This is a genomic window from Paenibacillus sp. IHBB 3054, assembly GCF_051594305.1.
In the GTDB taxonomy this organism is placed as follows: domain Bacteria; phylum Bacillota; class Bacilli; order Paenibacillales; family Paenibacillaceae; genus Paenibacillus_AQ.
Map to the genome: position 1 here is coordinate 1 of NZ_JBOFBG010000111.1, position 1275 is coordinate 1275.

Here is a 1275-nt window from a genome sequence, read left to right on the forward strand (position 1 = left end):
AGAACGTTTACACCGGAAGAAAAAGCACGGATCGTGCTGGAGATTTTGAAAGAAGAAAGATCCATATCACAGATTGCTTCCGAAGCAGGAATTCATGCCAATATCCTGAATCGCTGGAAAAATGAAGCGACTCAAAACCTCTCTCAATTGTTTGTGGATGACCGAAAGGGCATCACCAAAATGAAAAAAGAATACGAACAGCAGATCGAAGAACTCTACGCCGAGGTGGGCAAGCTCACCACTCAATTGTCGTGGCTCAAAAAAAAATCTGGCCGCTAATCTCACCCGAGACGAGCGCTTGAGCCTTCTCGAATGGGATACACCTGACCTGGCGATTCAGGTCCAGACGGACCTCCTCGGCCTCAATCGCTCCAGCCTGTATTACAAGCCGGTCCCTCCCTCCCCGGAGGAAATTCGCCTCAAGCACCGGATCGACGAGCTTTACACGAAGCATACCTTCTTGGGCTACCGGAAGATTGCTGCCATTATGAACCGAGAAAGCGATTCCATTCACCCGAATACCGTTCGGCGGTACATGCGAGAAATGGGCATCATGGCGGTCTACCCCGGGCCGAACCTGAGCAAACGCGACCTGCAGCACCGCATCTATCCCTACCTGCTGCGGGGGTTACCGATCACTGCGCCTAATCAGGTCTGGAGTGTGGATATTACCTATATCCGCATGACTCAGGGTTGGATGTATCTCTACGCCGTCATGGACTGGTATTCTCGCTATATCGTGGACTGGCAGCTGGATCAGAGCCTGGAGATCGGCTTCGTTCTGGAGACAATGAAGCGCGCGTTTGAACGCGTTCTACCTACGATTGTGAACAGCGACCAAGGGAGTCATTTTACCAGTCCGAAGTATATTGATTTGCTCAAGGAGCACGAGATTCGCATCAGCATGGATGGGAAGGGCCGCGCCAAGGATAACATTGTCATTGAGCGCTTCTGGCGTAGTTTGAAGTACAATGAGATTTATATCAATGAGTACAGTAGTCCTCGTGAAACGCGGCAGGGAGTGCAGCATTACATCCACTTGCATAATGACTACTTGCCTCATCAATCGCTGCAAAACTTCACGCCCGCAGCGGTGTATAACCGTCAGGCTCTGCTCTTATCCACAAGCGAGTAATGGAGGGAACTTTGTTCCCCTCCCGCGCCTTCGCTTGGGCTTTGCCCTCCACCTGTTCCCCGGGTGGTACACTAACTTTGTAATTATTTTCACACCTTAAAGAATTCAAATTCACTGTCTTGACATCGTGTAGCACCATA

The 1275-nt window shown here is 50.4% G+C and carries 1 protein-coding gene; it reads left to right on the forward strand.

What is annotated here, in order from left to right; translation table 11 throughout:
• A protein-coding gene (locus ACQ76X_RS35895; protein ID WP_438498663.1) for an IS3 family transposase occupies window positions 1–1135 on the forward strand; the annotation gives its coding sequence in 2 pieces (ribosomal slippage) (window positions 1–270 and window positions 272–1135; 1134 coding nt annotated over the 2 pieces). This gene is flagged as partial in the annotation.
• Between the last annotated feature and the right edge of the window lie 140 nt (window positions 1136–1275).